Origin of the sequence: Priestia sp. YIM B13489, from assembly GCF_042787645.1 — a bacterium.
In the GTDB taxonomy this organism is placed as follows: Bacteria; Bacillota; Bacilli; order Bacillales; family Bacillaceae_H; genus Priestia; species Priestia megaterium.
On sequence record NZ_JBHZOQ010000053.1, the window covers coordinates 666,032 to 685,993 of the forward strand.

The 19,962-nt window shown below is 38.1% G+C and carries 22 protein-coding genes; 17 read left to right on the plus strand and 5 right to left on the minus strand.

Going from position 1 to position 19,962, the window contains the following annotated elements; all coding sequences use genetic code 11:
* The first annotated feature begins 98 nt into the window (after nucleotides 1-98).
* From ACFX4W_RS09295 to ACFX4W_RS09345, 11 genes are all read left to right on the plus strand, one after another.
* A complete protein-coding gene (locus ACFX4W_RS09295) occupies nucleotides 99-242 on the plus strand; it encodes a YqzL family protein (protein WP_014458193.1) in 144 nt (47 codons plus the stop codon).
* A 27-nt stretch (nucleotides 243-269) separates the two neighbouring features.
* A complete protein-coding gene (gene recO / locus ACFX4W_RS09300; protein WP_013059224.1) occupies nucleotides 270-1,034 on the plus strand; it encodes a DNA repair protein RecO in 765 nt (254 codons plus the stop codon).
* Nucleotides 1,035-1,292: 258 nt separating this feature from the next.
* On the plus strand, nucleotides 1,293-1,931 hold the full coding sequence (ccpN, locus tag ACFX4W_RS09305; protein WP_025750542.1) for a transcriptional regulator CcpN: 639 nt from the start codon (nucleotides 1,293-1,295) through the stop codon (nucleotides 1,929-1,931).
* A 33-nt stretch (nucleotides 1,932-1,964) separates the two neighbouring features.
* Nucleotides 1,965-2,768, plus strand: a complete 804-nt coding sequence (locus ACFX4W_RS09310; protein ID WP_013059222.1) for a pyruvate, water dikinase regulatory protein — start codon at nucleotides 1,965-1,967, stop codon at nucleotides 2,766-2,768.
* A 315-nt stretch (nucleotides 2,769-3,083) separates the two neighbouring features.
* Complete coding sequence (locus ACFX4W_RS09315) at nucleotides 3,084-3,554, plus strand: YaiI/YqxD family protein (protein WP_026106699.1); 471 nt, start codon at nucleotides 3,084-3,086, stop codon at nucleotides 3,552-3,554.
* Nucleotides 3,555-3,595: 41 nt separating this feature from the next.
* A complete protein-coding gene (dnaG, locus tag ACFX4W_RS09320) occupies nucleotides 3,596-5,404 on the plus strand; it encodes a DNA primase (protein WP_013085046.1) in 1,809 nt (602 codons plus the stop codon).
* A 65-nt stretch (nucleotides 5,405-5,469) separates the two neighbouring features.
* Entirely contained in the window at nucleotides 5,470-6,603 is a 1,134-nt protein-coding gene (rpoD, locus tag ACFX4W_RS09325; protein WP_013059219.1) for an RNA polymerase sigma factor RpoD, read from the plus strand.
* 382 nt (nucleotides 6,604-6,985) lie between these two features.
* Nucleotides 6,986-8,125, plus strand: coding sequence for an acyl-CoA dehydrogenase family protein (locus ACFX4W_RS09330; protein ID WP_043976200.1), 1,140 nt, complete (start codon nucleotides 6,986-6,988; stop codon nucleotides 8,123-8,125).
* 131 nt (nucleotides 8,126-8,256) lie between these two features.
* Nucleotides 8,257-8,616 (plus strand): cytochrome c550, encoded by a 360-nt coding sequence (gene cccA / locus ACFX4W_RS09335; protein WP_013059217.1) that lies wholly within the window; start codon nucleotides 8,257-8,259, stop codon nucleotides 8,614-8,616.
* Between the two features lie 168 nt (nucleotides 8,617-8,784).
* A complete protein-coding gene (locus tag ACFX4W_RS09340; protein WP_043976201.1) occupies nucleotides 8,785-9,489 on the plus strand; it encodes a tRNA (adenine(22)-N(1))-methyltransferase in 705 nt (234 codons plus the stop codon).
* Complete coding sequence (locus ACFX4W_RS09345; protein WP_043976203.1) at nucleotides 9,486-10,607, plus strand: Nif3-like dinuclear metal center hexameric protein; 1,122 nt, start codon at nucleotides 9,486-9,488, stop codon at nucleotides 10,605-10,607. Before ACFX4W_RS09340 ends, ACFX4W_RS09345 begins: the two co-directional genes overlap by 4 nt.
* A 47-nt stretch (nucleotides 10,608-10,654) precedes the next feature.
* Here ACFX4W_RS09345 and ACFX4W_RS09350 read toward each other — a convergent pair whose 3' ends face one another.
* Together ACFX4W_RS09350 and ACFX4W_RS09355 are read right to left on the minus strand one after the other, a co-directional pair.
* Nucleotides 10,655-11,605, minus strand: a complete 951-nt coding sequence (locus tag ACFX4W_RS09350; RefSeq protein WP_013059214.1) for a 4-hydroxy-3-methylbut-2-enyl diphosphate reductase — start codon at nucleotides 11,603-11,605, stop codon at nucleotides 10,655-10,657.
* A 128-nt stretch (nucleotides 11,606-11,733) separates the two neighbouring features.
* Nucleotides 11,734-12,438 (minus strand): YqfQ family protein, encoded by a 705-nt coding sequence (locus ACFX4W_RS09355; RefSeq protein WP_013059213.1) that lies wholly within the window; start codon nucleotides 12,436-12,438, stop codon nucleotides 11,734-11,736.
* A 185-nt stretch (nucleotides 12,439-12,623) separates the two neighbouring features.
* On the opposite strand from ACFX4W_RS09355, the gene ACFX4W_RS09360 reads away from it, so the two are divergent.
* Both ACFX4W_RS09360 and ACFX4W_RS09365 read left to right on the plus strand, forming a co-directional pair.
* Nucleotides 12,624-13,943, plus strand: coding sequence for a DEAD/DEAH box helicase (locus ACFX4W_RS09360; protein ID WP_013059212.1), 1,320 nt, complete (start codon nucleotides 12,624-12,626; stop codon nucleotides 13,941-13,943).
* A 28-nt stretch (nucleotides 13,944-13,971) separates the two neighbouring features.
* Nucleotides 13,972-14,859 (plus strand): deoxyribonuclease IV, encoded by an 888-nt coding sequence (locus ACFX4W_RS09365; RefSeq protein ID WP_016765580.1) that lies wholly within the window; start codon nucleotides 13,972-13,974, stop codon nucleotides 14,857-14,859.
* A gap of 49 nt (nucleotides 14,860-14,908) precedes the next feature.
* On the opposite strand, the gene ACFX4W_RS09370 is transcribed toward ACFX4W_RS09365, so the two are convergent.
* Nucleotides 14,909-15,160: a DUF2624 domain-containing protein gene (locus tag ACFX4W_RS09370; RefSeq protein WP_013059210.1), complete on the minus strand. Its 252-nt coding sequence runs from the start codon at nucleotides 15,158-15,160 to the stop codon at nucleotides 14,909-14,911.
* Between the two features lie 273 nt (nucleotides 15,161-15,433).
* Here ACFX4W_RS09370 and ACFX4W_RS09375 point away from each other — a divergent pair, with 273 nt between their 5' ends.
* From ACFX4W_RS09375 to ACFX4W_RS09385, 3 genes are read left to right on the plus strand one after another with little or no spacing between them, the layout of a single operon-like run.
* Nucleotides 15,434-16,213: a metal ABC transporter ATP-binding protein gene (locus ACFX4W_RS09375; RefSeq protein WP_013059209.1), complete on the plus strand. Its 780-nt coding sequence runs from the start codon at nucleotides 15,434-15,436 to the stop codon at nucleotides 16,211-16,213.
* Nucleotides 16,210-17,052: a metal ABC transporter permease gene (locus ACFX4W_RS09380; protein ID WP_013059208.1), complete on the plus strand. Its 843-nt coding sequence runs from the start codon at nucleotides 16,210-16,212 to the stop codon at nucleotides 17,050-17,052. Before ACFX4W_RS09375 ends, ACFX4W_RS09380 begins: the two co-directional genes overlap by 4 nt.
* On the plus strand, nucleotides 17,049-17,462 hold the full coding sequence (locus tag ACFX4W_RS09385) for a Fur family transcriptional regulator (RefSeq protein WP_013059207.1): 414 nt from the start codon (nucleotides 17,049-17,051) through the stop codon (nucleotides 17,460-17,462). The genes ACFX4W_RS09380 and ACFX4W_RS09385 overlap by 4 nt, the downstream gene beginning before the upstream one ends.
* A 30-nt stretch (nucleotides 17,463-17,492) precedes the next feature.
* Here ACFX4W_RS09385 and ACFX4W_RS09390 read toward each other — a convergent pair whose 3' ends face one another.
* The gene (locus ACFX4W_RS09390) at nucleotides 17,493-18,068 is read right to left on the minus strand and encodes a 5' nucleotidase, NT5C type (protein ID WP_013085038.1); all 576 of its coding nucleotides are present in this window, start codon (nucleotides 18,066-18,068) and stop codon (nucleotides 17,493-17,495) included.
* A 259-nt stretch (nucleotides 18,069-18,327) separates the two neighbouring features.
* On the opposite strand from ACFX4W_RS09390, the gene ACFX4W_RS09395 reads away from it, so the two are divergent.
* Nucleotides 18,328-18,693 (plus strand): G protein-coupled receptor family protein, encoded by a 366-nt coding sequence (locus ACFX4W_RS09395; RefSeq protein WP_013059205.1) that lies wholly within the window; start codon nucleotides 18,328-18,330, stop codon nucleotides 18,691-18,693.
* 37 nt (nucleotides 18,694-18,730) lie between these two features.
* Here ACFX4W_RS09395 and ispG read toward each other — a convergent pair whose 3' ends face one another.
* A complete protein-coding gene (ispG, locus tag ACFX4W_RS09400; RefSeq protein ID WP_201763664.1) occupies nucleotides 18,731-19,834 on the minus strand; it encodes a flavodoxin-dependent (E)-4-hydroxy-3-methylbut-2-enyl-diphosphate synthase in 1,104 nt (367 codons plus the stop codon).
* Nucleotides 19,835-19,962 lie beyond the last annotated feature (128 nt).

Consider the following 19,962-nt stretch of genomic DNA (forward strand, 5'->3'; position numbering starts at 1 on the left):
AAAAAATTGTGTTACATGATTTTACGTCGGAAGGCTATTCTAAACATAAGGAATTGAAATATGTATCTGATCTTTATGGTTAGAAAGGTGGGAGTTCTATGTTGAATTTTACTTGGAACATTTTTTCACAAACAGGTAGCATTGATACTTATCTCATTTTTAAGGAACTTGAAAATGAAGTGAAAGAAAGACCCGAAACATATGAGGACAACAGCGAAAGTCTCAATTCTCCCTTGTCTTAGCCTTCTGTAAGATGGCGGTGATGATGATTGTTTAAAAAGTGTGAAGGAATTGTCATTCGAACGAATGATTACGGTGAATCAAATAAAATTGTCACCATTTATTCACGTGAACTCGGAAAAGTGGGTCTCATGGCAAGAGGGGCAAAAAAGCCTAGTAGTCGCTTGGCTTCTGTCACACAATTATTTACGTATGGATACTTTTTTATACAAGCAGGTTCAGGAATGGGCACTCTCCATCAAGGAGAAGTTATCTCATCTATGAGAAGCATACGCGAAGATATCTTCACAACAGCGTATGCTTCTTATATTCTTGAATTAACGGATAAAGCTACTGAGAACAATAAACCAAATCCATTTCTTTTTGAGCTGCTGCACCAAACCATTCATTATATGAACGAAGAGTATGATGCAGAGATCTTAACTTTTATTTATGAAATGAAAATGTTAAACGTTCTAGGTCTTCATCCTACATTAAATGAATGTGCAGTCTGCCACCAAGGTGAAGGAACATTTCATTTTTCCATTCGAGAAGGCGGGTTTATTTGTCATCGATGCTTAGAAAAAGATCCTTATCATTTGAAAATTAGTCCGATGACGGTTAAACTATTAAGGCTATTTTATTATATTGATTTAAAGCGGTTAGGTTCTATTTCTGTTAAGCCTGAAACAAAAAAACAATTAAAGTTTGTAATTGATCAATATTACGAAGAATATTCAGGATTGTTTTTAAAAACAAAGCGTTTTTTGAATCAGATGGAGTCTTTAAAACAATCGCTCTCTGATGAGAAATAGAAAAGATAATCAGTGATATGCAAGGAATTGCTGTCGCTAGGGTGCCTCGTAGTGTGTAGAGGACACCCTTTTTACTGTGGAGCGAAGAGGTAGCTTCACTTATTATAAGCGTAATGCCTGCTTTTTTTGAGAAGCCGTGGTAAAATAAACGGCATTCTAAAAAGATAAAATGCTAAAATTAATAAGTTATAGCTTTTACTTTTGCTTAAAAAGTATATAATGTTTTATAAATAGTATGTCACATTTAATGATTAGGTGGTGAGTACAATCGAACTGAACAAACGACAAGAACAAATTTTGCAAATTGTCAAAGACGAAGGCCCTATTACAGGCGAGCATATTGCAGATCAGCTTAGCCTTACGCGGGCAACGCTAAGACCGGACTTGGCTATTTTAACAATGGCTGGTTATTTAGAAGCGCGACCGCGCGTAGGTTACTTTTACACAGGTAAAACAGGAGCACAGCTTCTTACAGATAAAATAAAAAAAATACAGGTGCAAGAATATCAGTCTATCCCGGTGGTTGTGAACGAAAATGTGTCGGTATATGATGCTATTTGTACAATGTTTCTAGAAGACGTGGGGACCCTTTTTGTAGTGGATGAGAAATCCCAGCTGGTGGGAGTACTGTCGCGTAAAGATTTATTGCGCGCGAGTATCGGAAAGCAAGAGCTCACATCTATTCCTGTTCATATTATCATGACGAGAATGCCCAACATTACATATTGCTATCGCGAAGATTTGTTAATTGATATTGCTAAGATCTTAATTGAAAAACAGATTGATGCTATGCCCGTTATTAAAGAGGGGGACGGCAATTTTGAAGTGGTGGGACGCATTACCAAAACAAATATTACAAAATTACTAGTAGCATTAGCAAATGATGAAGTATTATAAGTGAAAAAGGATTAAAAAGGGGATGCACAAAATATGAACAACCCATGTCTTTATGTCATTTCGGATTCTGTAGGTGAGACGGCTGAACTAGTTGTAAAGGCTGCATCAAGTCAGTTCAATATGACGGACTTTGTAATTAAAAGAGTACCTTACGTAGAGGACATCGCAACACTTTCAGAAGTGGTTTCAGTAGCGAAGATGAACAACGCTATTATTGGCTTTACGCTAGTAAAGCCTGAAATGAGAGAATTTTTAATTCAAGAAGCGTCCAAGAACGGGGTAGAGGTATTTGATATTATTGGACCTTTAATTGATAAAATTCAATCTTCTTATCAACTTTCTCCTCGCTATGAGCCTGGAATGGCTAGAAAATTAGACGAAGATTATTTTAAGAAAGTAGAAGCAATTGAATTTGCAGTGAAATATGATGATGGGCGTGACCCGAGAGGCATTCTTAGAGCGGATATTGTATTAATCGGTGTATCAAGAACATCTAAAACACCTCTTTCTCAATTTTTAGCACACAAGCGTTTGAAAGTAGCCAATGTTCCAATTGTACCTGAGGTAGATCCACCAGAAGAGCTGTTTCACGTATCACCTGAGAAATGTATAGGACTTACTATTAGTCCTGAAAAGTTAAACGATATTCGTAAAGAGCGTTTAAAGTCTCTTGGGCTAAACGATAAAGCAATTTATGCTAATATTGGCCGTATTAAAGAAGAACTTGAATTTTTCCAAGGGATTGTAGATAAGATTGGCTGTGAAGTGGTGGACGTATCCAACAGAGCCGTAGAAGAAACAGCTGGTATCATTCTTAATACCATCAAAAAGAAATAAATAAACGATAGATCTCCTCTGTGCGTGACATAAAGGAGATTGCTTTCTTATGTTTGTGTGCTGTAAGCCTAAGAAAATATCCCAAAGATGAATATGACAGAACTTTTAAAAACAAGTGACTTTGGTATAGAAAATATAGGTTGTTTATATTATAATAAAAAATTGTGATAAAAAAGAATAGTTTTAGGTTTAGACTTTGTTAAGAACGAATAAACTATTTATATAAAAGTCAAGTCAAAATCGAAAAAAGTATTCGACAAATGCCATCTACAGGAAATAACAAATTGTTAGAAGGAATCTCTGGAGGGATGTAGAATACAGAGTTATAGCAAAAGAAAAAGTAAAGTTTTTGTCGATGCTGATGCATGCCCTGTTAAAGCAGAAATCGTTGAACTTACACATACATATGACATCGATCTTGTGTTTGTTGCTTCCTATGCTCACATGCAAACAAATCCTACACCAGGAAAATGGGTCTATGTGGATGCAGAAAAGGAAGCCGCAGATTTATATATTTTAAATCACGCAGTCAAGCAGGATATTGTAGTAACTCAAGATACTGGCTTAGCAAGCATGTTAGTAAGTCGAGGGGTTTACGCACTGTCTCCTCGTGGAAAGTACTATAATGACGACGAAATGAATACGGTGCTTTTCTTTCGTTATGTTTCTGCAAAAGAGCGACGGTCAGGCCGTCATACTAAAGGCCCAAAGGCATTTAGTGAAGAAGATCGCCAGCATTTCATTCAAGCTTTTGAAAAAATGTTGTCGAAACTTGCAGGAATTTAGCACTTAGTGAAGAATATTATATGAAATACGGAGCTGTTACTATGGCAAATCGAATTCCTGATGAAGTAATCGACCGTATTCGGCATTCAGTAGATATTGTCGACGTCATAAGCGATTATGTACAACTAAAAAAACAAGGGCGCAATTATTTTGGACTCTGTCCGTTTCATGGGGAAAGCACACCGTCTTTTTCAGTATCGCCTGATAAACAAATTTATCATTGCTTTGGATGTGGTGCAGGAGGGAATTCATTTTCATTCATAATGGAATTAGAAGGACTGTCCTTCACGGAAGCAGCTCAGCAGCTTGCTGAAAAAGGGGATATTCCTTTCGAACATGAGATACATCCTCATGAAGAAGATAATCAAAAGCCTAGCAATAAAATGATTGAAGCACACGAGCTTTTAAAGAAATTTTACCATCATTTATTGGTAAATACAAAAGAAGGCCAAGATGCTTATGATTATTTAATAAATCGAGGGTTTTCACGAGAAATTATCGATGAATTTGAGATAGGTTTTGCTTTAGATTCGTGGGAATTTGTAAGTAAGTTCTTAACAAAACGTGGGTTTAATCCGCAAGAGATGGAACATGCAGGTTTAATCATTAAACGCAACCAAGATGAAACGTACTTTGATCGTTTTCGTGATCGAATTATGTTTCCTATTGCTGACTTGCAAGGCAAAACAATTGCATTTTCAGGGCGCCTGCTAAAAGAGATAAAAGGGCAGCCTAAATATTTAAATAGTCCCGAAACTTCTATTTTTAACAAAAGTCGCACACTCTACAACTTTCACCGCGCTAAAAAACATATACGCAAAAATCAGCAGGTTATTTTATTTGAAGGATTTGCAGATGTTATTTCGGCTGTTAAAGCGGGGTGCCCGAACGCAATCGCAACAATGGGAACTGCCTTAACAGAAGAACAAGCCAAGATTATTCGCCGAAATGTAGAGTCCGTTATCATTTGCTATGATGCAGATTCTGCCGGAATTGAAGCAGCGCACAAAGCAACTGCTATCTTAACAAATGTAGGTTGTACCGTTAAGATTGCTGTGATGCCGGATGGTTATGACCCGGATGATTATATTAAAGAATACGGGGCAGAGAAGTTTCAAAATGATGTTATTAATAGCAGCTTGACCTTTATGGCATTTCAAATGAGGTATCTCCGCCGAAAACGAAATCTACAAAATGAATCTGAACGTATGCAATACATTGAAGACGTTTTGAAAGAAATAAGCCTCCTTACGAAAGCTGTAGAGCGAGATCATTATTTACGCCAATTGGCACAAGAGTTTTCCATTTCATTAGATGCGCTTAAAGAACAGCAGTATCAAGTGTATCGAACTGAAAAAAAGAAAAAGGATAATGATTCTCCAAATCGAAATAATATAAATAGACAACCAGTCGTAAAGAGAAGCTTATTACCGGCTTATCAAAATGCAGAACGTTTTTTGATCGCTCATATGTTGAAAGATAAGGATGTAGCATTTAGAATTCAAGACCGACTTCAAGGTCAGTTCAATGTTGAGGAACATCGTGCGCTTGTTCTATATTTGTATGCTTATTACGAGGAAGGACACGAGCCTAATCCGAGCGGATTTATCGAACGGTTGCCCGAGTCTTCGTTGTCTAGTCTAGCTTCAGAATTGGCGATGATGTCAATCAATGATGAATTGTCGGAGCAAGCTTTGAATGATTATGTCCAAACGATATTGATTTACCCACAAAGGTTAGCGATAGAAAAAAAAGAAGCAGAAAAGCAAGAAGCAGAGCGTCAAAAAGATTATTTAAAAGCTGCGACAATAGCAATGGAAATTTTACAGTTGAAAAAAACGTTAAAATAAACGATATTGCGTATTAGTCCCACTTTTAGAAGGTTTTCCTTAAAATTTTGGAAGGAGGGGATCTGATGGCTGAAAAATCAGCTCAATCAAAACAACTTGATTCAGATTTAACAATTGAACAAGTAAAAGATCAATTGACCGAAATCGGAAAAAAACGTGGTGTGCTCACATACGAAGAAATTGCAGAGCGTATGGCAAACTTCGAAATTGAATCCGATCAAATGGATGAATATTATGAATACCTTGGAGAACAAGGTGTTGAAGTAATGAGTGAATCTGAAGCAAATGATGACGATGCCGATCCCGATATTCAAGAACTGTCAAAAGAAGAAGAGTTTGATTTAAATGATTTAAGTGTACCTCCTGGTGTAAAAATTAATGATCCAGTTCGTATGTACTTAAAAGAAATCGGACGCGTTGACTTATTGTCAGCAGAGGAAGAAATCAATTTAGCAAAACGTATTGAAGAAGGCGATGAAGAAGCGAAACGTCGTCTTGCTGAAGCAAACTTACGTCTTGTTGTAAGTATCGCTAAACGCTATGTCGGGCGCGGTATGCTGTTTCTTGATTTAATTCAAGAAGGAAACATGGGTCTTATTAAAGCGGTAGAAAAATTTGATTATCGCAAAGGTTATAAATTCAGTACGTATGCGACATGGTGGATTCGTCAAGCTATTACTCGTGCAATTGCTGACCAAGCAAGAACGATTCGTATTCCCGTCCATATGGTTGAAACGATTAACAAGCTAATTCGTGTTCAACGTCAGCTTTTACAAGATTTAGGTCGCGAACCATCTCCTGAAGAAATTGCAGAAGATATGGACTTAACACCAGAAAAAGTTCGTGAAATCTTAAAAATTGCTCAAGAACCGGTTTCCCTTGAAACACCAATTGGTGAGGAAGATGATTCGCATTTAGGTGACTTTATTGAAGACCAGGATGCAACATCACCTTCTGAACATGCTGCATATGAATTATTAAAAGAGCAGTTAGAAGACGTCCTTGATACGTTAACAGATCGCGAAGAAAATGTTCTTAGACTCCGCTTTGGTCTGGACGATGGACGTACGCGTACGCTTGAAGAAGTAGGAAAAGTATTTGGCGTAACGCGTGAGCGTATTCGTCAAATTGAAGCTAAAGCGCTTCGTAAGCTTCGTCACCCTAGCCGAAGCAAACGTTTAAAAGATTTCTTAGAATAGATAAAAGCGTAAATAACGCTTATGAGATAGCTTCTTTCCTAGAGGAAAGGGGCTATCTATTTTTTATGGAATAAATTTCATAAAAACGCATTTTGAAGAAGTATATTGATTTTTTTACCAACTTTTCTTCTTTTATATATTTTACTGAATTGTCCTTCGTTTTGCAAATGCTCCTTTATATTCTTTTGTTACAGAGCATAAGCTGTTCAAATTCCTTTTAAACATCCGAAAAATGGAATCGCTATCATTTTATTCTTGCTTTGATTGGTACTTCTCTATTATAACATGAAAAAATTAAAACGTTTTAAAAGTTGAGAAAATTTACAAAAATGAATTATAATTAAATAATGTAAGCGTATACATTTTTTTAGGGGGAATAAAAATGAATTTTGAATTAACCAATGAACAAAAGATGATTCAACGGACGCTGAGAGAGTTTTCAGAGGCGGAAGTAGCACCGAATGCATTAGAGCGCGATCGAAGTAAGCAATTTCCGCTTGATGTTTTTAAAAAGTTAAGTGAGCTTGGGATAATGGGTCTTCCTTTTCCTGAAGAGTATGGAGGCGGAGGAGCAGATACGGTTAGTTTTGCTATCGTCGTAGAGGAATTAAGTAAAGCTTGTGGCTCTACAGGAATTACATACTCAGCTCATGTTTCGCTCGGGGGCGCACCTATTTATTTATTCGGAACAAAGGAGCAAAAAGAACAGTACCTACCTGCTTTATGCTCCGGGGAATCTTTTGGAGCGTTTGGTTTAACCGAACCGAACGCAGGAAGTGACGCGGGGGGAACAGAGACAGAAGCAGTGTTGAAGGATGGAACATTTAGGATTAATGGAAGTAAATGCTATATTACGAATGCCAGCTATGCAAAGTTTTTAGCTTTAACAGCTGTTACAAATCGTACAGAAGGTAAAAAAGAAATTTCAGCTATTATCGTGCCTACAGAAGCTCGAGGTTTTACTGTAATAGACAATTACGAGAAAATGGGTCTACATGCTTCAAATACAACTGAACTCGTTTTAGAGGATGTTGAAGTGCCTGAAGAGAATTTACTCGGTGTAAGAGGAGAAGGCTTTAAACAATTTCTAATGACGCTTGACGGGGGAAGAATTGGAATTGGCGCAATGGCCGTTGGAATCGCTCAAGCGGCTTATGAAAAAGCACTGTCATATGCGCAGGAAAGAAAGCAATTTGGAAAAGCTATTTCATCGTTTCAAGCGATTCAGTTTAAATTAGCTGATATGGCGATGAAAATTGAGTTAGCAAGAAATATGGTGTATAAAGCAGCGTGGTTAAAAGACCAAGGAAAGCCATTTACGAAAGAAGCTGCTATGTGTAAACTGTATGCTTCTGAAATTTGTATGGAAGTAGCCAGTCAAGCTGTTCAAATTCATGGAGGATATGGCTACATGAAAGAGTATCACGTGGAGCGGTATTTACGAGATGCCAAGCTTTTAGAAATTGGAGAAGGAACTTCAGAAATTCAGCGCTCGGTTATTGCAAGGCAAATTGGCTGTTAAGATACGCAATAAGAAATTAGTTAATTATGTAAATAAAACCCTTTCACTTATGAGCATTTTCAAGTAAAATAAAAGTGCTTATACTATTTTGTTATTTCTAGGGATGGGAATACATAAAGGGGGTATAGTGAGTGAAGCGAAATCCGCTAATACCATTTTTATTAATTGCGGTAATTGGGATTGCTTTAATGTTAACGCTTTCGTTCAACGGATTGAATAATGCAAAAGAAATCGCGGCTGAAAAAGAAGGCGGTGGCGCGGAACAGCAGGCTTCAGCTAAACCAGAAGAAATTTATCAAAAAACTTGTATTGGTTGTCACGGTGATCAGTATCAAGGTGGAGTAGGTCCTTCGTTAAAAGGAATTGGGAAAAAAGTTTCTCAAGACGAAATTGCAGATATTGTTGTAAACGGTAAAGGAAACATGCCGCCTGGACTGGTTCCTCCGGAAAAAGCGAAGGAAATGGCTAAATGGGTATCAGAAATTAAATAGAGTTCAGAAACATGATTTTCTGGAAAGCCGCTCATTTATAAAGCAGGCTTTTTTTTTGTGATTTTTTATAAGCATTCAGCTAAAAGGAAAACATGAAGAGAAATAGGAATCATGCAGCTATCTATGTTAAAATAATGAACAGTAATCACATAGAGAATAGGTGACAAAATGAATGAATTAAACTTATCAACAAGACTTGAAGAAGTAGTAAAATCGATTCCTTTGGGAGCAAAGATAGCAGACATTGGCTCAGATCATGCATACTTGCCGTGTTTTGCTTATTTAAATGGATATATTAGCGGTGCCGTAGCAGGAGAAATTACAGAAGGGCCTCTTCAATCTGCTATTCAGCAGGTGAAAAAAACAAGCTTAACGGACGTTATTGACGTTCGAAAAGGAAACGGCCTAGAAGTAATATCACCGAATGAAGTAGACTGTATTACAATCTGCGGAATGGGCGGAACGCTTATTACGATGATTTTAGAAGAAGGAAAAGAAAAGTTAGAAGGAGTAAAAAGGCTTGTACTTCAGCCGAATATTGGTTCACATCATATTCGCAGCTGGCTGATTGAACACAACTGGGAAATCATTGATGAAAAAATCATCGAAGAAGACGGTCGTATGTATGAAGTCATCGTCGCTGAACCTGGAAACGCCTTAGCTCCTTATAACGGTGAAGTGGAAGCCGGTGTGTTAATGGGCCCTATTTTAAAAGAAAAGCGCTCTTTTGCTTTTATAACAAAGTGGACGCATGAACTAAATCATCTTAAACAAATTGTCAGCCAAATGGAGCAGGCTCAGTCCGAGGAAAGCAAAGCAAAACTTCAAAAGCTTACCCAAGACATCTCATTAATTGAGGAGGCGTTAAAATGAGTAAAATCCCTAACGGATTTCAAGTAATTGAAGCATTTGAATCATTTTCTCCCAAGCATTTAGCGGTTGAAGGAGATAAAATTGGTTTACAGATTGGAACGTTAAACAAGCCTGTAAAAAAAGTAATGGTAACGTTAGATGTTCTTGAAACGGTCGTAGACGAAGCGATTGAAAAACAAGTGGATTTGATTATTGCTCATCATCCTCCTATTTTTAGACCTCTAAAACAAGTGGTTACAGATCGTCCTGAAGGGCGTATTTTAGAGAAATGCATCAAACATGATATTGCTGTATATGCTGCTCATACAAACTTAGATATAGCTAAAGGCGGAGTAAATGACTTGTTGGCCGAAGCATTGGGGCTACAAGAGACAAAAGTGCTGGTTCCAACAACGTCTATTCAGCTGAAAAAGCTTGCTGTATTTGTTCCTTCAAATCATGCTGAAGCAGTGCGCACAGCTATTTGTGATGCGGGAGCTGGACATGTGGGTCTTTACAGCGACTGTACGTTTTCAACTGAAGGGGAAGGCACATTTAAACCTTCTTCAGAAGCCAATCCATACATTGGTTCAAAAGAAGAGTTAGAATGTGTCAATGAAACAAAAGTTGAAACTATTTTTGAAGCGGTTCAGCAAAATAAAATTATTCGCGCCATGCTCAGTGCTCATCCTTACGAAGAAGTAGCCTATGACATTTATCCAGTGGAACAAACGGGCGAGACGCTTGGACTTGGACGAATTGGTAAGTTAAAAGAAGAGATGACGTTAAAACAGTTTGCCGCTCATGTTAAACAAGCATTGGATGTGGATGGTGTTAGAGTAGTAGGGTCTATGGATGCCACGGTGAAAAAAGTAGCTGTTCTTGGCGGAGATGGAAACAAATATATTACAAACGCAAAATTTAGCGGAGCAGATGCCTATGTAACAGGGGATTTGTATTTCCACGTGGCGCATGATGCAATGGCAATGGGATTAAACGTTGTAGATCCTGGTCATCATGTTGAAAAAGTCATGAGACAAGGTGTAACGCGTGTATTAAACAATCTTTTTGATGCAAAAAACTTTGAGTGTGAAGTATTTGATTCAAAAGTAGACACAAACCCATTTACGTTTATGTAACAAAGAAAGAAGGTGTTGAAAAATGTCAACACCTTCTTTTGTGTCTATTAAGACGATTTTTTTGTTCGAACTTTTGGTAAAATCTTTGAAAGAGGCACGCTTTTTTCACGTGTCCACGTTGTTTCATCTTCTGGATCGAACTGATCTAGAAAATTGATGACCTCTTTTGTGATTGGAGTAGGGGTAGATGCGCCTGCCGTAACAGCTACGGTTTTCGCATTCATCAACCATTCAATCTGCAGCTCTGAGATGTCACCGATACGATATGCCTCAGTGCCGGCAATCTCCATTGATACTTGAGCTAAACGGTTTGAATTGTTACTTTTAGGATCTCCTACAACAATTGTAACATCTGCTTCACCTGCTTGCTCGGCTACAGCTTCTTGGCGAACTTGTGTAGCTAAACAAATTTCTTTGTGAACTTCAGCGTGCGGATATTTTTCTTTTACCTTTTCCATTACTTCCGCAACGTCCCACTGACTCATTGTTGTTTGATTTGTTACAATGATTTTCTCACGTTGAATATTTAAATGGGCTACGTCTTCTGCTTTTTCAATTAAATGAACGATATCTGGCGCGATACCAAGTGCACCTTCTGGCTCAGGATGATTTCGTTTTCCGATATAAATAACGTCATAACCTTCTTTTTCTTTTTGGCGAATAAGGTCATGGGTTTTTGTAACATCCGGACATGTAGCATCGATTGTTGTTAAGCCTTTTTCTTTTGCTCGTTCTTTTACTTCTGGAGATACTCCGTGCGCAGTAAAAATAACGGTTCCTTCATTTATTTGGTCTAAGATTTCTAGGCGATTAGCACCGTCCAGTGTGATAATGCCGTCCTCTTCAAACGCATCTGTAACGTGTTTATTATGAACAATCATTCCTAAGATATAGATTGGTCGAGGCAATGATTTATCTAAAGCGGCGTTTCGTGCAATGACCATTGCGTCTACTACACCATAACAATAGCCGCGCGGTGCAATTTTAATAACTTTCATTTCAATTTCCTCCTCATCATAATCCTGACGAGCAATTCAACTCGCTTCTATTATATAAAAGAGGAAGGAAGAATACAAAGATATTCTTTTTTTGCTCACGGTATTTCCTTAAGGAATCAGCAGATTTATCAAATATAAAGTTTTGGTTTAGACACCCGATCTCTGGATGAATGTTCAATTTCTTCTTCAAAGAAATCCAGCTCATCATCGGATGAATCCGTGCTTTCTGCGCCTGCCGATAAAACCTTACTGTCTTTGCTTTCATCAGTTTCAGAAACCTCTGTTCCTTCTGCTTCGAGTACTTCATCTGTGTCATCACTTGAGCGCAAGGCCTGATAGATTTTCCACAGAGAAGGAGCATTTTTGACAAGAGGTCCGTATTGTTGAATCATAGGTCCCATCGTTTCCGCTGCTTTTAGTACTCGCTGAACATTCCCCATCATGGAGCTCAAGTTAGCAGGGTTCGTTAATCCTTGCAAACCTCCAAGCAGGGAAGAAGAGTTAGTCGCTCCTGCAGCACCTTGGGCTCCTGAAAGGCCAGAAAACAAAGAACCTCGAGGAGCAGCTGCAGCCGCTTGTTGAAATGGTATGTTTCTATTTCCGCCTCTTCGGAATAGGCGAGTTAAGAAGTTACCTCCTCCACGGTTCAGGCCTTGCTGATTCGGGTAAAATGATTGTTGAGCATTTGTTTGCTGGGCAAAGTTACGAAACTGCTGTAATGGATTAAATTGGCCAAAGTTACCAGGTTGTTGCCCAAAGCCGTTTTGTGGTGGCATTCCTGGCATCATTCTTCTTTGCATACCGGGTGGAAATGGTGGTCTTCGCTGTAGCAAAGGACGCACCTCCTTTAATAAAGTAGATTTTCTTTTACTATCGTATGCAACTCGCGATAAAATGTTTTTGAAACAGGTAATAAGTTTTAGTAATATGAATGATAAGTAGTCACAGAAGGAAAAATCGATTATAATCATATATTGTGCCTTAAAAGATGAACGTGAATGTAAAAAAGGAGACTATTATGGAAAAAACAAACTTTGAACGTTTTGAGTTTCAACCATTTTTAATAGAAGCAATTAAACAATTAGGTTTTTATCAGCCTACAGAGATTCAGGAGCGCTTAATTCCTTCCGTTTTGAAAGGGGAAAGCGTAATTGGTCAGTCGCAAACAGGGACCGGCAAAACACACGCTTATTTATTGCCTTTACTTGAAAAGGTAGACCCTAAAAAAGAAGAAGTACAAGTTGTAATCACCGCTCCAACTCGTGAGCTTGCTTCTCAAATTTATCAAGAAGTATTAAAGCTAACAAAACACAGTGCTGAAGGAGAAGAAATTTCAGCAAAATGTTTTATCGGCGGTACAGATAAGCAGCGTACAATCGACAAATTAAAGAAGCAGCCTCAAGTTGTTGTAGGAACACCGGCTCGTTTGTTTGATTTAGTAAATGAAAAAGCGTTAGTTGTGTATACAACAAAGGCGTTAGTAGTAGACGAAGCTGATTTAATGCTTGATATGGGATTTTTAGAAGATGTGGACCGTTTGGCAAGCAATATGCCTGAAAAATTACAGATGCTTGTTTTTTCAGCAACTATTCCTGAAAAATTAAAGCCATTCTTAAAAAAATACATGGAAAATCCAAAATTTACGCATGTTTCGCCGAAGCAAGCAGCAGCAGCTAAATTAGAGCATGTATTAGTTCCACTGCGTCATCGTAACAAGTTTAAGCTGCTGCATGATATGCTTATTTCGTATAATCCTTATTTAGCTATCGTCTTTACAAATACAAAGAAAATGGCGGACGAAGTAGCAGATGACCTACTGTCTAAAGGATTAAAAGTAGGAAGGATTCACGGAGACTTATCTCCTCGTGACCGTAAGAAAATGATGAAGCAAATTAATAATTTAGAATTTCAATACGTAGTAGCGACAGATTTAGCAGCTCGCGGTATTGATATTGAAGGAATTTCACACGTCATTAACTTTGAGCTTCCTTCAGATCTAGATTTCTACATTCACCGCGTAGGACGTACAGCTCGTGCCGGTCATTCTGGAATTGCTGCTACAATCTTCGATGTGGAAGATGAAGATGCAGTAAATAAGCTAGAGAAAATGGGAATCGAGTTTGTAAACAAAGATCTTCAAAAGCAAGAATGGGTTTCCATCGATGACCGTAACCGCCGTAAAAAGCGTGTGAAGAAAGCGGATGAAGTGGGAGAAGAGGCACATCGCTTTATTCAAAAGCCGAAGAAAGTAAAGCCTGGCTACAAGAAAAAACGTGCTCGTGAAATTACAAAGTATGTGCAAAAGAAAAAGCGTAGTGAAAGACGCAACAATCGTTAATCGCAATAGGTTAGAGGTGTAAAAAGTAATGTTGAAAATTGGTTCTCACGTATCAATGAGCGGCAAAAAGATGCTTTTAGGAGCAAGTGAAGAGGCAGCTTCTTACGGAGCAAATACGTTTATGATCTATACAGGCGCTCCACAAAATACTCGTCGCAAAAAGATTGAAGAGCTTAATATTGAAGCTGGTCTTTTGCATATGAAAGAGCATGGAATGACAGATATTGTTGTACATGCTCCCTATATCATTAATCTAGGAAATACAACAAAGCCCGAAACATTTGAGCTTGGAGTAGATTTCTTAACGTCTGAAATTCAGCGCACCCATGCTCTTGGCGCAAAGCAAATTGTTCTTCACCCAGGAGCTCACGTGGGCGCTGGAGCAGATGCCGGTATTCAGCAAATTATCAAAGGTCTAAACGAAGTGTTGACAGCTGATCAAGAAGTTCAAATTGCGCTTGAGACAATGGCTGGAAAAGGAACAGAGTGTGGAAGAAGCTTTGAAGAAATTGCCCAAATTATTGATGGCGTGACGCACAATGAAAAGCTCTCTGTTTGTTTTGACACATGTCACGTTCATGACGCTGGTTATGATATCGTTCAAGACTTTGACGGTGTATTAAATGAATTTGACAAAACCGTAGGAATACAGCGAATTAAAGTGCTTCACATCAATGATAGTAAAAATGTACGCGGTGCTCGAAAAGACCGCCATGAAAACATTGGGTTTGGTGAAATTGGATTTGGTGCACTGAATTATATTGTTCATCACCCAGCGTTTAAAGAAGTTCCTAAAATTCTAGAAACTCCTTATGTAGGAGAAGATAAGAAGAATAAAAAAGCACCATATCAGTTGGAAATTGATATGATTCGTGCACAAAGCTTTGATTCAGAGCTAAAACAAAAGCTTATGTAATTTCATATGTGATTGAAAGAGGTCATGTCTATAGACATGACCTCTTCTTTTACATCAACTGCTGAAATAATTCGTTCACTCGTCTGGCAGTTTCACGATCTGTAACTTGAGCAATTTGTTTGATTAAATTTCGGCGCTCTTCAAGGTTATAAATATTTACGGGCTGCTGTCTAATGACGGATACAAGTGTGTGTGCCTGCTGATCTGTAATGGGGATGTTGTATTGTTTGCTATACTTTAAAAGCTCTTTCGGGGTAATGTTGTTTACTTTCTTATTGACAATCTGCTGTACAATTTTCATATGATTACCTCCTCGTCATATACAGTTTATGAATAAAAAAGAAAGATGTGACTATATTGTGTAATAAAACAACATTTCGAGCCGGATGAACTTACGGAGGCAAGAAAGCGAAGGAGTGAAACGGCTTAGTTTACAAATAAAAGACAATCCTGTATACTACATTAATGACTAAATCGTAATGATTCTGAGAAAGTAAATGGGTAACGGAGTATACGATAGAAACCGTGCCCTCTTTTGTATGGAGAAATATAAAAAAAGAATGGTGAGGCGCATATGAATACACCTGATATCATTGAAATTGATCATTTATCATTTCAATATGATGGAGTGAATGTATTAGAAGATATAAGTTTTTCAATTCCAAAAGGAGCTTTTTTGGGTCTCGTTGGTCCAAATGGCTCTGGGAAATCAACGCTAATCAAATGTTTGCTTGGTTTGCAAAAACCATCTCAAGGTGCAATTCGTTTATTTGGAAAAGATCAGAGAAGGTTTAAAGAACGAAGTAAAATTGGATATGTATCGCAAAAAGCGAATAGTTTCAACAGCGGCTTTCCTGCTACCGTTTTTGAAGTGGTTTCCACGGGTCTTACTTCAAAATTAGGTTTGTTTCGCTTTATGAATGCTTCTCATAAACAAAAAGTGAAAGAAGCGGTAGAAGCAGTGGGGATGAGCGAATTTTTAAATCGAAACATAGGAGAACTATCCGGTGGCCAGCAGCAGCGAATTTTTATTGCGCGCGCGCTGGTAAGCGAACCCGAGCTGTTAATTTTAGATGAGCCAACAGTCGGAGTGGATGCACAAAATGTGTACACTTTTTATGAGCTTCTTGAAAAGTTAAATAAAGAAAAAGGCATTACGCTTGTGCTTGTTACTCACGATATTGGCACTGTCTCAGAAAAAGTAACCCACGTTGCTTGTTTAAATAAATTTCTACACTTTCATGGGAATGCCAAAGAATTCGAACAGCTTTGTGAACATGATGTATCTATGTTTTATGGTCATAATGTTCATGTGTTAACCCATGATCATCATCATGGAGGGCAGCACGTATGATAAGCAGTTTATTTCAATTTGAGTTTTTACGAAATGCATTTTTAACCGGTATGATTATTGGCGTCTTAGCTCCTTTATTGGGCACGTTCATCGTAGTAAGACGTCTTTCTTTAATTGCAGACGCGTTAAGTCACGTGACGCTAGCGGGGATTTCTGCGAGCTTGCTTCTTAGTCAGAAAATAGGGTTTATGCAAGGAGTGAACCCCGTCTATTTAGGGATGGTATCTTCCGTTACAGGCGCTCTTTTTATTGAAAAACTTCGAAGCGTCTACAAGCATTACCAAGAGCTGGCCATTCCGATTATTTTATCGGGCGGAATTGGTATTAGTGCAATTTGTATCTCGCTAGCGGACGGTTTTAATAATGATTTAATGAATTATTTGTTTGGAAGCGTAAGTGCGGTGAGTCGTTCGGATCTTTGGACAGTTGTTGTCATAGCCGTATTTGTTATAGCTATTGTCTTTTTCTTATATAAAGAATTGTTTATTTTATCTTTTGACGAGGAGCACGCTTCTGCTTCTGGGATTAAATCAAAGTGGATGCACTTTTTATTTATTGTGATGGTTGCTCTTGTCATTGCTGTATCAATGCGTATCGTCGGTATCTTATTAGTTTCATCTCTTATGACTCTTCCTGTAGCAGCAAGCATTCGCTTAGCTAGAGGCTTTAAACAAACGATTCTGCTTTCGGTGATTTTTGGTGAAATATCTGTTTTAGGCGGATTATTTTCAGCGTACTACTTGGATTTAGCACCAGGCGGTACAATTGTTGTCATTGCTGTTGTTATTTTAATCATATCTATTATGATTAATAAAGGACGGAAGGGGAAACAAAAATGAATTTAACTGAAGCCATTCATTTATTAAAAGATCAAGGATATAAACATACAGGAAAGCGTGAAGAAATGCTTGCCTTGTTTTCAAAATCAAATAAGTACTTAACGGCAAAAGATGTATTAGAGTACATGAAGCCCGATTATCCTGGCCTGAGTTTTGATACAATTTACCGTAATTTATCATTGTTTGTGGAGTTAGGTGTACTTGAAATGACGGAGCTTTCGAGCGAAAAGCACTTTCGATTTAAATGTGCGACCGCCCATCATCATCACCACTTCATTTGTTTAGATTGTGGAAAAACAAAAGAAATTGAAGCTTGTCCGATGGAGTATGTAGACGAGGATTTGCGAGGGTACAATATTACAGGCCATAAATTTGAAATTTACGGTCAATGTATAGAATGTAATCAATAAAAAAGAGAGGGCGTTATGCACCTCTCTTTTTTATTTTTGCTGTTCTTTTAACCAGCTGGCTACCCACTGATCTGCTTCTAGCCAATTGTATACGCGAACCACTCCTTTTGGAACAGGTAAGCGATTATAAGGAGTATCAAATAAGATAACGGGGATATTGCATTCTTCACTGATTTCACAAGCATTATCATGTTTGTCTTCAAAAAAGATATCAACATCATATCGTTTTGCTGTCTCAACTTTAAAATGAGAACCGACTAACTCAATGTGATGAAACGATAGTTCATTTTTTTGAAACCATTCTTCCGTGACGTCCAATAGCTTATCGTGCCTTGCACTGATAAAGAATAATTCGTGCTTTTGATGCCATTTTTGCAAAACAGCTTTTGCATCGTCTGCAAGTGGAGAGGTTTCGTAAATAGAGCGTTCATTTGCTTTAAACCATTTCCCGAGTTCAGCAGGTGATACATTTACAAAAGGGCTGAAATCATATTCTGTAATGTCTTCAAGTGTTAAATTTAAGTTAAAGGCTTTATTTAAATGAGGAACAAAAGTTTCAGGAGAAGTAACAGTTCCATCAATGTCAATTCCAAACTTTTTCGTCAACTACGTGCACTCCTTTAATACGTTTATTCTACTTAGGTGCTTGATTATTCTTGTCTAGTGTAACATAAAGCCCAAAGAGAAACAGTAATACTTTTTATACGCCTTTGGCAAAACGTAATGATCACTGCACGGCCTGGTGATTGCGTCTGTACCTATTTCTTGTAAGAGAGTGAGCGGCTGTATAAGATTAACACTTATAATTTTTCCTCGCATTCAGATACTATAAATGCTCCTTATTTACGAAAGCGAGGGATTAAGCATGGAGAATGAAGAACAAAGGCGTAGAAAAGATGTATATGAAGCTGATTTCATGGAAGAAACTGCAGCTGAAGTGGGCGTTCCTTACCGAGTAGGAGAGCCTCATGCAGAGCGTGAAGTTATAGATATTGATCGCAATCGCAATCATGAAGTCGCTGGACGAGGAGAAGGAACGGGATACGGTCGTTTCGCACTCGTGCTTTCGATTCTTTCACTATTCTTTTTACCAATTATTCTTGGTGCCGCTGGGATTATTCTAGGGTTTATCGCACGCAGAAAAGGAGCACTTACGCTAGGAGCATGGGCAATAGGGATCGGAGTTGTATCGATTATTGTCGGTACGTTTATATTACCGTTCTTTTCATAAAAAAAAGCGAGGCGCATATGCGCCTCGCTTTTTTTAGTTATGATTTAGCTGCAGCTTTTTCAGCTTCTTGCTTTGCGTGATATTCAGCAGCAATTTTATCAATTTCTTTTTTTAGTTCCTCAACCATTGTTTCTTCAGGAACTTTGCGTACGATTTCGCCTTTGCGGAATAGTAGACCTTCACCGCGTGCTCCCGCAATCCCGATATCAGCTTCACGAGCTTCACCAGGACCGTTTACAGCGCAGCCAAGTACCGCTACTTTAATCGGTGCTTTTACAGTTGAAATATACTCTTCAACTTCATTAGCAATGCTAATTAAATCAATTTCAATACGTCCACAAGTTGGGCAAGAAATAAGCGTTGCGGCATTGGAAGCTAAACCGAATGATTTTAGCAATTCGCGCGCAACTTTTACTTCTTCTACAGGATCCGCACTTAAAGAAATACGTAATGTATTTCCGATTCCTTTAGATAAAATAGCGCCAAGACCTGCTGCACTTTTTACAGTTCCTGCAAATAATGTACCCGATTCTGTAATTCCTAAGTGAAGAGGGTAGTCAAATGCTTGAGCAGCTTTTTCATAAGCTTCAATTGCCAAGTTAACATCCGATGCTTTCATTGAAACGATGATGTCATGGAAATCAAGGTCTTCTAAAATTTTAATGTGATGAAGTGCACTTTCTACCATGCCATCTGCTGTCGGATAGCCGTATTTGTCTAAAATACGTTTTTCAAGTGAACCAGCGTTAACTCCAATACGAATTGGAATATTTTTAGCTTTTGCAGCATTTACAACAGCTTCCACTTTTTCACGGCGACCGATATTACCAGGGTTGATACGGATTTTATCCGCTCCACCTTCAATTGCTTTTAATGCTAAGCGGTAGTCAAAATGAATATCCACAACTAATGGAATGTTAATGCGTTTTTTAATTTCAGGGATTGCATCTGCTGCGCGCTCGTCTGGACAAGCAACACGAACAACTTGGCATCCTGCTTCTTCTAAACGTTTAATTTCTGCAACCGTTGCTTCAACATCATGTGTCTTAGTGGTTGTCATACTTTGAATAACTAACTCGTTGCTGCCTCCGATTGTTAAATCTCCAACTTTAACCGGGCGTGTTTTTGTACGATGTATAATTTCACTCACGTGATAATCTCTCCTTCAAAATGAAATCAAGAATTTGAATTCATTAATAGAATAACTCTTTATGAACAAAATAACTAGTAGAAAGTACTACCTTAGCTATTTTAACAATGACTATCCCA